The following is a 12,098-nucleotide window of genomic DNA, read 5'->3' on the forward strand; positions in this document are numbered from 1 at the left end:
AGTGGTGCTTCGCGAGCCGGCTTCTAAAAAAACAGCGTGCGCCCGCCATCGGGGCGCGGGCGCACGCGGTCGAGAGGGCCGAAGGCGTCAGTGCACCGCGACGAGTTCGTCGTGCCGGTACAGCGGGCGCAGACCGTCCGCGAAGCGGACCGTGTACCACTGGTACGGCGACAGCGGCGGACGATGCGCGTCCGCGAACACCTCGCACACCTCGCCGACCTGATCGATGCTCAGGCCCACCTGTACGCGCACTCGGGTGCCGATCTCGTAACCCTGCCAGCGGGTGGAGCCGGTGCCGCCGCCGTCCTGGATCCTCGTCGTCGCGTCGCCCATGACGGGCACCGCCCTTCTCCTGATGGGTAGTTCACACACATTCGAGAACAGGTCCCCGTCCCGATGTCGGTGTTTCGCGGGCCGCTCTTGAGACGAGGACTCCGTCTGCGCGTCGACTTCACCCGGACGGCGCGCCCGGGTGGCGGGAACGAGCCGGCAGGCTTTCGGCGTGGACGTCTTGCTGTGGATTACCGCCGTGTCCGGTCTCGCCTGGATCTACCTGACGCTGTTCCACGGGTGGTTTTGGCGCACCGACGTACGACTCGCCCCACGCGCGCGAGCGGGTGACGGCGCCGATGTGGAGGCCGATGCCGGATCCGTCGTGATGATCGTGCCTGCGCGCGACGAGGCGCCCGTACTTGGCGAGAGCCTGCCCGGGCTGCTCGGGCAGGAGTATCCGGGGTCGGCGCGGGTGGTCCTGGTGGACGACGGCAGCACCGACGGAACCGGTGCGGTCGCCGCGCGCCTGGGCGCGGATCCGCAGGCTCGGGTGCCGTTGAGCGTGACTTCGCCGGGCGAGCCCCCCGCCGGCTGGACCGGCAAGGTGTGGGCCCTGCGGCACGGCGTCGCGGTGGCCGGCGACCCGGACTGGATTCTGTTCACCGACGCCGACATCGCCCACGCGCCCGATTCGCTGGTCCGCCTGGTCGGCGAGGCCGAACGCGATCGGCTCGACCTGCTCTCCGTGATGGCCAGGTTGCGTACGCACACGCGCTGGGAGCAGCTGATCGTGCCGGCGTTCGTCTACTTCTTCGGCAAACTGTTCCCCTTCCGCCGGGTGAACCGGCCCACGTCGCGGACGGCCGCCGCCGCGGGTGGCTGTGTGCTGGTGCGCCGTACCGCGCTGGAGCGGGCCGGCGGGGTGGCCGTGATCCGGGACGCGGTGATCGACGACGTGTCGCTGGGCACCGCGATCAAGCGCGCGGGAGGCCGCATCCGGCTCGTGCTCGCGGACGGCCCGCAGCGGCACGTGGACAGCGTGCGGCCCTACCCGGCACTGGCCGACCTGTGGAACATGGTCGCGCGCAGCGCGTTCGCGCAGCTGAGGCACTCGTGGTTGTTGCTCGCGGGCACCGTGGTGGGGCTGGCCCTGATCTATCTCGCGGCGCCCGTCGCCCTGGTCGCGGGCGCGGTCGGCGGTGATCCGCCCTTGGCCCTGCTCGGGCTCGCGGTGTGGGCGCTGATGAGCGCGACCTACGTTCCGATGGTGCGCTACTACGGGCGGCCCGCGGTCGAGGCCGTGTTGTTGCCGTTCGCGGCCACGCTGTATCTGGGCATGACCGTCGACTCGGCGCGGCGGCACGCGCGTGGGCGGGGTGCGGCGTGGAAGGGGCGAACGTATCCGGCCCCGGCCGAATAGGCTCCGTCAGTGCACAGTCCAGACTCCACCGCCCGCCCGTATCGCGACGGTGTTCCCGAACACGGCCGGGTGCCCAAGTCCTACACGGTCAAGATGAGCCTGCTCCAACTCATGGACGAGTTGGGCGAGGACGCCTTGTTGCCGTCCGAGCGCGAGCTCGCCGCGACCTACGGCGTCGCACGCAGCACGCTGCGGGCGGCGATCGGTGAACTCGTGATGGAGGGCCGGCTGCGTTCCGCGCGCGGCAGAGGCACCTACGTCGCGCCGCCCAAGCTCATGCAGCCGGTCAGCATGGGCAGCTACACCGAGGCCGTGCGGTCGATGGGCCTGACCCCGGGCCGGCGGGTGGTCACCCTCGAACACCACGTCGCGCAGGCGGATCTGGCGACCCGACTGCACCTGCGCGAAGGCGATCTGACAGTGCACCTGGAACGGGTGCTGCTCGCCGACGACGAGGCGATCGGCCTGGAGAGCACCTACCTGCCGCTCGACCGCTTCCCCACGATCCTGGACGTGCTGCGCCCGGAGGGTTCGCTGTATCGATGCCTTCAGGACGACCTGGGTGTGGTCTTCGCGGAGATAGAGGAGACGGTCGAGACGGTGTTGGCCGCGCCGCGCGAGGCGCTGCTCCTGGAGACCAACCCGGCGCTGCCGATGCTGCTGGTCATGCGCACCTCGTACGACCCGCAGGGGCTGCCGATCGAGCGGGTGCGGGCGCTGTTTCGCGGCGATCGGATGGGCTTCGCGACCCGCATGCGGGCGTGAGGACCGACGGCTTTCGATAACGAAAAGGTAACAGGTCCGGACCTTAACGGACTGTTCACCCGGAGGACATATCGCCTCTTCATGCTCGGCATCGACCGCTCCCAAGCTGGTCGCAACAGCCCCGAGTACGTGGAGGAAGCCGGTGCGAGTCATCGTCGTCGGAGGGGGCGTGCTCGGCACCATGCACGCCTGGCACGCCATCGAGCGTGGTCACGAGGTCGTGCACATCGAGCGCGAGCGCGAAGCGCGTGGCGCGTCGGTGCGCAACTTCGGACTCGTGTGGGTCGGTGGTCGTGCCGGCGGCGACGAACTGGAGAGCGCGCTGCGGGCCCGCGAGCTGTGGGAGCGGATCGCCGCCGACGTCCCCGGCACGGGCTTTCGGCCGGCCGGCTCGCTCACCGTGTGCCGCGGTGCCGAAGAGGTCGCGGTGGCCGAGGCCGCCCTGACCCTGCCGGACGCCGCCGAACGCGGCCTCAAGCTGCTCACCGCCGGCGAGGCGCGCGAGCACAACCCCGCGCTGCGCGGCGCGTTCGACGCGGCCCTGTGGTGCGAGCGCGACGGCGCGGTCGAGTCCCGGGTGGCGCTGCCCGCGCTGCGCGCCCACCTCGCGGCGACCGGTCGCTACACGTGGCTGCCCGGGCGCGAGGTCCGCGACCTCCTCGCGAGCGGTACCGGCGTGCGCGACGACCACGGCGACACCCACGAGGGCGACCTCGTGATGCTGTGCACCGGCGCGTGGCTGACCGGTCTGGTCCGCGAACTCGCCCCCGCGCTCCCGGTGCGACGCGTGCGCCTACAGATGATGCAGACCGACCCGCTCGACGAGCGGCTCACCACGGCCGTCGCCGACGGCGACAGCTTCCGCTACTACCCCGCCTACGCCTCCCCCGCGCTCGACGCGTTGGTCGCCGCCAGGCCGCAGGCGCCCGTGCCCACCGAACACCGCATGCAACTCCTCATGGTCCAGCGCCTCGACGGCGGGCTGACCATCGGCGACACGCACGAGTACGACGAACCGTTCGCGTTCGACGTCGACTCCGCGCCCTACGGGCACCTCGTCGAGGTCGCCGAGGCACTGCTCGGCCGGCCGTTGCCGACGATCCGCCGCCGCTGGGCCGGCGTGTACGCGCAGACCGTCGACACGACCCGGGTCGTGCACCGCGAGGAAGTCGCCCCCGCCACCTGGCTGGTGACCGGACCCGGCGGGCGCGGGATGACCTGCTCGCCGGCCATCGCCGAACGCACCGCGAACCTCGCCGGCCTCTAACCGCCCTCAGGAGCAAGCACCATGACGCAGTATCAGCTCGCCGTACTGGACATGGCCGGCACCACGGTCGCCGACGACGGCCTCGTGGTCGAGGCGTTCACCCGCGCGATCGCCTCGGCCGGGGTCGAGGTCGGCAGCGCCGACTACGACGCCAAGCTCGGCTACGTCCACGACACCATGGGCGAAAGCAAGATCACCGTCTTCCGCGCCCTGCTCGACGGCGACGAGGCACGCGCACAGGCCGCCAACCTCGCCTTCGAGGCCGCCTACGGCGACCTCGTCGCGGCAGGCAAGTGCGCGCCGATCGACGGCGCCGAGGACGCGATCCACGCGCTGCGCGCGGCCGGCGTCAAGGTCGCGCTGACCACCGGCTTCGGCCGCCCGACCCAGGACGCGATCCTGGCCGCGCTCGGCTGGACCGAGTTGGCCGACCTGAGCCTGTGCCCGGCCGACGTCGGCCGCGGCCGGCCCTACCCGGACCTGGTGCTCGGCGCCGTGCTCCGGCTCGGCGTCGACGACCTGCGGGCCGTCGCCGTCGTCGGCGACACCGCCTTCGACGTCCTCACGGGCCTGCGCTCGGGCGCCTCGATCGCCGCCGGCGTGCTCACCGGCGCCCACGATCGGGCCGCGTTCGAGGCGGCCGGCGCAACACACGTACTCGATTCCATCCGCGATCTCCCCGCCCTGCTGCAGGGCTGACTCGTCTTTTCGAAAGGGCGATTTTCCATGCGACGCATCTTCGGCCTCACCGCCGCGGCCACCGTGGTCGTACTCACCGCGACCGCCTGCGGCGGGACCGGCGGAGGCGGCTCGGACGACACCAAGCCCGCCGCGAACGCCGCCCCGGCCGGCGGGTCCGCCAAGAGCTCGGGCAGCGTGACCGTCTACTCCGTGGACGGCCTCGCCGACTGGTACACCAAGCGTTTCGCGGACTTCGAGAAGAAGACCGGGATCAAGGTCAACCTCGTCGAATCCGGCTCCGGCGAGGTCGTCACCCGCATGGAGAAGGAAAAGGGCAACCCGCAGGCCGACGTGGCGATCACCCTCCCGCCCTTCATCCAGCGCGCCGCCCAGGCCGACCTGCTCACCGCCTACGCCCCGGCCGGCGCCGACAAGGTGCCCGGCGGCGCGAAGGACGCGCAGGGCCGCTACGTCGCGGTGGTCAACAACTACGCGTCGTGGATCTACAACCCCGACCACGCCAAGCCCGCGCCGACCAAGTTCAAGGACCTGGAGGACGGCGGTTACAAGTCCAAGCTCCAGTACTCCACGCCCGGCCAGGCCGGCGACGGCACCGCCGTACTGATCCAGCTCCAGCACCTGTACGGCAAGCAGGGCGCGCTCGACTACCTCAAGAAGATCGAGTCGAACAACGTCGGCCCGTCCTCGTCCACCGGCAAGCTCCAGCCCAAGGTGAGCAAGGGCGAGCTGAACGTGGCCAACGGCGACCTCCAGATGAACCTGGCCTCGATCCACAACGACAAGTCCAACTTCAAGGTGTGGTTCCCGGCCGACGACGCCGGCAAGGCGTCGACGTTCGCGCTGCCGTACTTCATGGGCCTGTCCTCGGGCGCCCCGCACGCCGACGCCGGCCGCAAGCTCATGGACTACCTGCTCTCCCCCGAAGCGCAGACCGCCGTCTCCGCCGAGGCCCTGGGCCTGCCGGCGCGCGAGGACGTCAAGCCCACCGACGCCAACGCCGCCGAGATCACCAAGGCCCTGGAAGGCGTCGAGATCTGGACCCCGGAGTGGGACACCGTCCTCAAGGACCTGGACGCCGACCTGCTCGCCTACAACAAGGCCGTCGGTCGCTGACCCGCCACAACGATCGGCGGACAAGGAGGAAATCCGGATGACCGCAACAGCCATCGAGCGGACCGAGCACGCGCACGCGACCGACGCGTCCGGCGGGTCGGCCATCGGCATCGAGGACCTGACGGTTCGATACGGACCGGTCGTGGCCCTGGAAGGGCTGAGCCTGGATGTCGCGCGCGGCGAGACCGTGGCCCTGCTCGGCCCCTCCGGCTCGGGCAAGTCCACCGCGCTCAAGGCGGTCGCGGGTTTCCTCCGGCCCGAGGCGGGCCGGATCACCCTGGCCGGACGCGACGTCACCTACGACCCGCCCAATCGGCGCGGCATCGGCGTGGTGGTCCAAAACTACGCGCTCTTCCCGCACATGCGGGTCGCGGCCAACGTCGCGTTCGGCCTCAAGGCCCGCCGCGTGCCGCGCGCCGAGGTGGCCCGACGGGTCACCGAAGCCCTCGACATGGTGGGTATGGCGAACTACGCCAAGCGCTACCCGCGCGAGTTGTCCGGCGGGCAGCAGCAACGCGTCGCCATCGCCCGGGCGTTGGCGATCCGCCCACCCGTACTGCTGCTCGACGAACCGCTGTCCGCGCTCGACGCGACGCTGCGTTCGGACCTGCTCGGCGAACTCCAGCGGCTGCGCGCGGATCTTCCCGACGTGGCGATCATGTACGTGACGCACGATCAGACCGAGGCGCTCGCGCTCGCCGACCGGATCGCGGTCATGCGCGACGCCCGCCTGGTCGACCTCGACGCGACCGATCGGCTGTACCGCCGGCCGCCGAGCGAGTTCACCGCGTCGTTCCTGGGCGCGGCCAACCTGCTCCCCGCCGACGTGCTCGCGACGTGCGCGGCCGAGGACGCCTCGGTCCGGGTCGCGGTGGGCGGCCTCACCGTCGCCGCCGACCCGACCCGCGCGTTCACCGAGGGGCAGCGCGCCATGCTGGTCGCTCGCCCGCACACTCTGGGCGTGGCCGCGGTCGACCACCCGAACGCGTTGCCCGCACGGTTGATCGCGACCCAGTGGCGCGGCGCCGACTACCGCCTGACGTGCACCCTCGAAGGCGCCGTCGAGCAGGACATCCGGATCGACGTCACCGATGTGGCCGCGGTGCCCGCCCTCGGCGAGCGGCTCGGCGTCACGCTGCCGAGCACGCCGTGCGTGCTGGTGCCGGTCACGGCGGGGGCGACCGCATGACGGCCGTTCTCGCCGAGCGACCCGTGGCCGACAAAGCGCTCGCCGCCTCGAAGCCCAAGGGCAACGCCTCGCGCGCGCTGTGGGTGCTGCCGCCCCTCGTGCTCGCCGCCGGGTTCTTCCTCTATCCGCTCGCCCTCGTCGTCAAGCAGTCCTTCGTCGACAAGCAGGACAACGTCGGCTTCGGGGTCTGGCACGACGTACTGACCTCGCCCTCGTTCGGCGACGCGCTGTGGAACACCGTCAAGATCGCGGTGCTTTCGACGATCGGCTGCCTGGTCGTGGGATTCTTCCTCGCCCTCGTGCTGTCCTTCGTACCCTTTCCCGGCGCCCGGGTCGTGAGTCGAATCGTCGACACGGTGCTCGCCTTCCCGTCCTTTCTGATCGCGTTGGCGTTCACGTTCTTGTACGGGACCGCGGGGGTGGTGAACGCGGCGGCGGACAAACTCGGCCTCGGCGAGCCGCTCGTGGGATTCCTCTACTCGCCGTGGTGCGTGGTCTTCGCCGAGATCACCTTCTACACGCCGTTCGTGATGCGACCGCTGCTCGCGGCGTTCGCGCTCGTTCCGCGGGACCGGCTCGACGTCGCGGCCTCGCTGGGCGCGGGGCCGCTGCGGGTGATCCGACAGGTGCTGCTGCCCGAGGCGTGGCCCGCGCTCGCGGCCGGCGGCAGCCTGACCCTGCTGCTGACGCTCAACGAGTTCGGCATCGTGCTGTTCATCGGCGCCAAGGACGTCACGACGCTGCCGATGCTCGTGCACGCCAAGGGCGCGGTCACCTTCGACTATCCGGGCGCGTGTGTGGTCGCGGTGGTCGAGGTCGCGTTGTCGCTCACGTTGTACGCGGTGTACCGATTCGTCTTCTCCCGGACAGGAGCCGGCCGTGCTGGTCTGGTCGCGTAGCGGACGCGCCCTCGTGTGGGCGCTGTTCGCCGTAGTCTTCGCCCCCCTCGTCGTCGCCCCGCTCGCGATCCTGGGCATCGCCGCGTTCGCCGGCGACTGGAACAGCGTGCTGCCGTCGTCGTGGACGACCGACAACATCCGCGAGGCGACCGCGGGCACCAACTACGACAGCCTCGTGGTGAGCATCGAGACCGCGCTCGGCGCGGCGCTGATCGCGATCGTGGTCGGCACGTGGGCGGCCATCGCCGCCCGTACCGCGCCCAAGGCCGTCCGCCGGCTCACCGACGCGGTCTTCCACCTGCCCGTCGCGGTGCCCTCGGTGGTCGTCGGCCTGGGCATGCTGGTCGCCTTCAGCGACGGCCCGATCCTGCTCAACGGCACCAAGTGGATCGTCATCGCCGCGCACGCGGTGCTCGTGGTGACCTTCGCCTACTCGACGGTGTCGGCGGGCCTGGACCGCACCGACGCGGCCTTCGCCGACGTCGCGGCCTCGCTCGGCGCGAGCGCGCCGCGGGTGCTGTTCCTGGTCCGGCTGCCGATGCTGCTGCCGTCGATCACAGCCGCGGCGAGCCTGGCCATCGCGCTGTCGATGGGCGAGGTCGGCGCGACGATCATGGTCTACCCCGCCGAGTGGCGAACCCTGCCGGTCTCCGTCTTCACCCTGACCGACCGAGGCAAGGTCCTCCTGGGCTCCGCGGTAACGGTCGTCCTACTGCTCGCCACACTGGCGGTCCTACTGATCGTGGGCCTCCTGAAGGGCCGAGTAGAAGAACGCAAACGCTGAACCCGCAACCCGACAACACAGCCATCCGGCAACACAGCCATCCGGCAACACAGCCCATCCGGCAAATCCAGCCCGTCCGGCAAATCCAGCCCGTCCGGCGTTTGAGGACAGACCGGCCGCAGGCCGACCTGAACCCAGCCCGTCCGGCGTTTGAGGACAGACCGGCCGCAGGCCGACCTGAACCCAGCCCGTCCGGCGTTTGAGGACAAAGAGGCAACGGAACGGCCGAAGATCAGCCCGGCCGGCGATTGAGGCCACCCCTAACCCCGCCCGAACACCCGCTCAGGCGGCAAAGGCGAAGCAACCGCACAGGCATCCCGCACGACAGCCGCGCCACCGGGAAAGTCCGCGACCACCGACCCGTGCTCCACCCGCCCGGGAAAAGGATCGGACGCCGTCCGCCTGCTCAACTCCGCAATCGGCAACTCCCCGTGCGACGCCACCAAAACGACATTGCCGAACCGGCGCCCCCGCAACACCGCAGGGTCGGCGATCAGCAGCAGATTCGGAAACACCGAGCGAACCGTCGCCACCTGCGACCGGACGAAATCAAGGCGCCCGCCGTCGGCGAGGTTTACCGCGTAAACCCCGCCGGGAGCCAGTGCGCGGGCCGCCTCGGTGACGAATTCGACCGAGGTCAGGTGCGCCGGCACCCGGGAATCGGCGAACACGTCGACCACGACGAGATCGAACGCGGCCTCCGGCGCCTTGGCCGCGACCTCGCGCGCGTCCGCGGTCCGCACCCGAATCTGCCAGTTCTTCGCCAACGGCAGCTCGCGGCGGACGAACTCCACGAGGCCGGCGTCGAGTTCGGCGACCTGCTGCCGCGAGCGCGGCCGGGTGGCGGCCACATAGCGCGCAAGGGTGAGCCCGCCACCCCCGAGATGGAGCACACGCAGCGGCTTGCCGGCGTCCGCGATCAGGTCGACGACGTGCCCGAGCCGGCGCACGTACTCGAACTCCAGCCAGGTCGGATCGCCCAGGTCCACGTGCGACTGCGGCGCTCCGTGCAGGTGCAGCGTCCAGGCTCCCGACCGATCGGGATCGGGTTCGAGTACGGCGTCGCCGGAACCCACCTCGGCGCGTACGGACTCGGGCGCGCGACCGCGTCGACGCTGCTTGTCTGCCATACGGCAAGTATCGAGGGGCGGGCATCGTCGATCCCCCTCGGTTCGAGGAGGCCCACCGCTCGGTCCTCGGTGTCGGCTCAAAAGCCGGTGCGTACGAACAGTTCCAGGCGGTTGTCCGCACTGCCCTTGTACGTACGGTCACCCGTCGCGGCGGTCACGGTGATGTCGCCCTTGTTGAGCAACGTCCAGTCGGCGTTGTGCTTGGTCTCCGGGCGGCAGAACGTCCCGGGAGCCTTGCAGTCGCCCTGGCCGATCGAGAACGTGTCGCCCTTGGGCGCGTACGTGATGGCGACCACGGTCTCGGTGCCGATCTCGGTCCACACCGGACGGCCCGGCTTCCGGCCCGCAACGGCGTTCGGGTAGTTCACGCTGACCACGTACTCGTCCGTCAGCACCCGCCGGTCTTTCAGCTGCGCCACAAAGCCCGGGAGGAAGTCGGCGAAGTCGCGGTACGTCTGCGGGGTCACCGAGAACGTCGCGGGATCGAAGCCGCCGCTCAGCGCGAGGGCCGGCTTGCCGTTGTCGATCGCGGCGATGGCCGCGCCCAGGGTTCCCGAGTCGTTGGAGACCGATGCGACGTTGGGGCCCGAGTTGATGCCGGTGAGCACCAGGTCCGGGCCGCTCTTCCAGCCGACCTTGGCCGCGAGGCCCCCGCGCAGCGCAAGCCGCACGGTGTCGACGGGCGTGGCGCTCGGGGTCGTCGCACCGCACGGGGCGTCGCCCTTGCACACGCCGTAGACGACGCCCTTGCTCGGCGCCGTCGCACAGTCGCCCTCGAACCCGGCCGGCAGCGCGGTGCGCTGGGACACGGTGAGCGAACCACTCCCGGTGGCCGCGGTGCCGAACCCGCTCATGTACTGCCACGGCGCCATCACGACCACGTCGGCCCCCGCGGCGCACAGCGCGCGACGGACCTCGTAGATACCGCGGCCGTCGGCCCCGTCGGGCTTGGCATTCTGCATGGAGTCGTCGTTGCTCAGGAGAATTTTCATCCCGGCGACGGACGGACGGTGGTTGTCGCCGCGTCCGGCGGCCGCGTCCGCGCTGCCGGTCATGGTCAGCAGCAAGGCGGCGGCACCGACAGCTGCGGGCAGAGCGGCGAAACGCTTCTTTTGAAGCTGCTTCATGGTTCCTCGACTCGACTTGATACCGAATACGGAGGAATCGGCGCGCAAACGTTCACACCTTGAACACACGCAGCCGAAACCGGGTGCGTGTGAACGTAGAAGGTAAACCTATGGAGAGGAAGGTTTGAGTCCTAAACGTTACCGATGAGCCGAAGGCGAGGACTGTCCGTAGGCGGAAGAGCACGCCACGAGCACCGCTCGGCCGCGAAGAAGCACTGGGACCTGCCCACCACGTCACCGGCATCGACGGGCTCGTAGGCGCCCGGACCGTCGACGGGGTCGAAGTCCAGATAGAAGAGGTCGCCGTACGTCTCGTCGGTGAAACGGGACAGCACCGGGTCGAAATAGAGCATTCCGGAGAATCCCTTGCCGTGTTCGGCGCGGTAGTCCTGAAGACCCGTCATGGTGAACTCGACGGGAATCCACGGCCAGCCGTGTTCACGGTCGCGCGCGTCCACCAGGACCCGGGCCGTGGCACCGCCTGGCGTGAACGGGTCGTCGATGTGTACGCGGGTGACGCATCCGTTCCCGAAATCGAACAGGCCCAGCAGATCGCCCAGGCTGTCCGGCGTGAGCAGCGAAGACTCGTACATAGAGGGGGCCCTCCGTCGGCGGCGGTGCTGTTCGGCGGTGCGGTCCAGCCGGCACCCATCATCGCGGCAGGTACGCCGCCACCGTACGGAAGTATTCGGACGAGGGGCGACGGGTCAGACTCGGCTCACCAGTCGCGAGACGAACGCACCGACGGCGAGGTAGACCACGGCGGCCAGTCCGTAGTTCGCCGCGACGCGTGCCTTGACGTTGTCGGGAGTGAAGACGTCCCGGGCCCAGCGGGTCAGCCAGTCGGCCCAGTCGGCGATCGTCTCCACCGCCCCGTTGGCGGGATTGGCTTCGAAAACGAACAGAATGATGTGCAAGACGATGATGACGGCGATCCCGGCGGCCACAACGCTGACAACCGTCGCGATCGGGTTCACTCGCCGTGCAGTAGAGGTCACCATGTTCGGAGCCTGCTCGGCTTCGATGAGTCGAAACGGCCCCGGGGGGCGCCGGTTTGCCCTGGGCACACGGCTCTGGGTAAGGTTCCGCAAGTTGCCCGACAGGGAGACCTGAGACAGACGCGTGCCTACCGGTTCGCGCTGGCTGGTCCCGGGGCGGCCACTCCGATCACTTGAACCAGGTGTGGTGCGCATGCGCATCACACGCCTCGTTCTGTGCCCGGATGCCTCGGCTCGATTGCCGGAACGCGAATTGCCTGTCGATTAGACGGTGCGAAATGCGATCCGCTAATGTTCGGGGCGTCGCAGAAAGCAGCGGGAAGAACAAATTTCCGAAGCCGAAGCGGTGAGCGGATCGGGTCGAAAGACCTGCTAAGCTCGAAGAGCCGGAAGCCGAAAAAGCGAAAGCTTCGAGGCGGAAAGCGAAGGAC

Annotated in this window: 14 protein-coding genes; 8 read left to right on the top strand and 6 right to left on the bottom strand. The window is 70.0% G+C overall.

Annotated features, from left to right (window positions below):
- Positions 1-87: 87 nt before the first annotated feature.
- Positions 88-342, bottom strand: a complete 255-nt coding sequence (locus GT354_RS24510; RefSeq protein WP_161358539.1) for a hypothetical protein — start codon at positions 340-342, stop codon at positions 88-90.
- Positions 343-502: 160 nt separating this feature from the next.
- Between GT354_RS24510 and GT354_RS24515 the strand changes: the two genes are divergently transcribed.
- The 8 genes from GT354_RS24515 (at position 503) to GT354_RS24550 (ending at position 8,412) form a co-directional block, all read left to right on the top strand.
- Positions 503-1,693: a glycosyltransferase gene (locus tag GT354_RS24515; protein WP_161358540.1), complete on the top strand. Its 1,191-nt coding sequence runs from the start codon at positions 503-505 to the stop codon at positions 1,691-1,693.
- 9 nt (positions 1,694-1,702) lie between these two features.
- Entirely contained in the window at positions 1,703-2,458 is a 756-nt protein-coding gene (locus tag GT354_RS24520; RefSeq protein WP_161358541.1) for a GntR family transcriptional regulator, read from the top strand.
- A gap of 142 nt (positions 2,459-2,600) precedes the next feature.
- Positions 2,601-3,725: a TIGR03364 family FAD-dependent oxidoreductase gene (locus GT354_RS24525; protein WP_161358542.1), complete on the top strand. Its 1,125-nt coding sequence runs from the start codon at positions 2,601-2,603 to the stop codon at positions 3,723-3,725.
- 21 nt (positions 3,726-3,746) lie between these two features.
- Positions 3,747-4,424, top strand: a complete 678-nt coding sequence (locus GT354_RS24530) for a phosphonatase-like hydrolase (protein WP_161358543.1) — start codon at positions 3,747-3,749, stop codon at positions 4,422-4,424.
- A gap of 27 nt (positions 4,425-4,451) precedes the next feature.
- The gene (locus GT354_RS24535; RefSeq protein ID WP_161358544.1) at positions 4,452-5,540 is read left to right on the top strand and encodes a 2-aminoethylphosphonate ABC transporter substrate-binding protein; all 1,089 of its coding nucleotides are present in this window, start codon (positions 4,452-4,454) and stop codon (positions 5,538-5,540) included.
- Between the two features lie 37 nt (positions 5,541-5,577).
- Complete coding sequence (locus GT354_RS24540; protein WP_161358545.1) at positions 5,578-6,729, top strand: ABC transporter ATP-binding protein; 1,152 nt, start codon at positions 5,578-5,580, stop codon at positions 6,727-6,729.
- Positions 6,726-7,628, top strand: coding sequence for a 2-aminoethylphosphonate ABC transporter permease subunit (locus GT354_RS24545; protein ID WP_161358546.1), 903 nt, complete (start codon positions 6,726-6,728; stop codon positions 7,626-7,628). Before GT354_RS24540 ends, GT354_RS24545 begins: the two co-directional genes overlap by 4 nt.
- Positions 7,609-8,412 carry an ABC transporter permease subunit gene (locus GT354_RS24550; RefSeq protein ID WP_161358547.1) on the top strand — a complete coding sequence of 268 codons (804 nt, stop codon included), beginning with the start codon at positions 7,609-7,611 and terminating at the stop codon, positions 8,410-8,412. The genes GT354_RS24545 and GT354_RS24550 overlap by 20 nt, the downstream gene beginning before the upstream one ends.
- A 260-nt stretch (positions 8,413-8,672) precedes the next feature.
- Here GT354_RS24550 and GT354_RS24555 read toward each other — a convergent pair whose 3' ends face one another.
- The 5 genes from GT354_RS24555 to GT354_RS54440 form a co-directional block, all read right to left on the bottom strand.
- Positions 8,673-9,542 (bottom strand): fused MFS/spermidine synthase, encoded by an 870-nt coding sequence (locus tag GT354_RS24555; protein WP_161358548.1) that lies wholly within the window; start codon positions 9,540-9,542, stop codon positions 8,673-8,675.
- A gap of 77 nt (positions 9,543-9,619) precedes the next feature.
- Positions 9,620-10,669 carry a 5'/3'-nucleotidase SurE gene (locus tag GT354_RS24560; protein ID WP_161358549.1) on the bottom strand — a complete coding sequence of 350 codons (1,050 nt, stop codon included), beginning with the start codon at positions 10,667-10,669 and terminating at the stop codon, positions 9,620-9,622.
- 131 nt (positions 10,670-10,800) lie between these two features.
- On the bottom strand, positions 10,801-11,262 hold the full coding sequence (locus tag GT354_RS24565; RefSeq protein ID WP_161358550.1) for a hypothetical protein: 462 nt from the start codon (positions 11,260-11,262) through the stop codon (positions 10,801-10,803).
- Between the two features lie 114 nt (positions 11,263-11,376).
- A complete protein-coding gene (locus GT354_RS24570) occupies positions 11,377-11,670 on the bottom strand; it encodes a hypothetical protein (protein WP_161358551.1) in 294 nt (97 codons plus the stop codon).
- Positions 11,671-11,836: 166 nt separating this feature from the next.
- A partial coding sequence (locus tag GT354_RS54440) for a hypothetical protein (RefSeq protein ID WP_237535408.1) occupies positions 11,837-12,098 on the bottom strand: 262 nt, incomplete at its 5' end.

Source organism: Streptomyces sp. SID3343 (genome assembly GCF_009865215.1).
In the GTDB taxonomy this organism is placed as follows: Bacteria; Actinomycetota; Actinomycetes; order Streptomycetales; family Streptomycetaceae; genus Embleya.